At 59.1% G+C, this 303-nt stretch carries 1 protein-coding gene; it reads right to left on the bottom strand.

What is annotated here, in order from left to right; all coding sequences use genetic code 11:
• Positions 1 to 270, bottom strand: a 270-nt coding sequence (locus R0J92_RS22305; RefSeq protein ID WP_411053261.1) for a GNAT family N-acetyltransferase, incomplete at its 3' end; no start/stop codon positions are given.
• Positions 271 to 303 lie beyond the last annotated feature (33 nt).

Below are 303 nucleotides of genomic sequence, written 5' to 3'. Positions count from 1 at the left end.
GCGGGCTTCGGGCAGAAGTGCGATATCGTGGATGTAATAGGTATTGGTGTCTTCCGGCAGCGCGCCCAGAACGGCGTTGAGGGCCGGAACCGTATCGAGCTTCCACGGGTGACTGACGCCGTAACCCAGAATCTCGTTCTCGCGGGCCAGCACGAAGCAGCCTGCCGGATAGAGTTTGAAGCGGTCCCGGAAGACCGCCTCATCTTCGAAGAAATCGAGATGGACAACATTGGCGACGGCGGTCACGCTCGCAATATCATGCTCGTGCATGCGCCGCCATTCCGGCTGTACCATCTCTTCAAC

Source organism: Tritonibacter sp. SIMBA_163 (assembly GCF_046535935.1).
Classification (GTDB): domain Bacteria; phylum Pseudomonadota; class Alphaproteobacteria; order Rhodobacterales; family Rhodobacteraceae; genus Epibacterium; species Epibacterium scottomollicae.
This window is presented reverse-complemented; position numbering and strand designations above follow the sequence as displayed.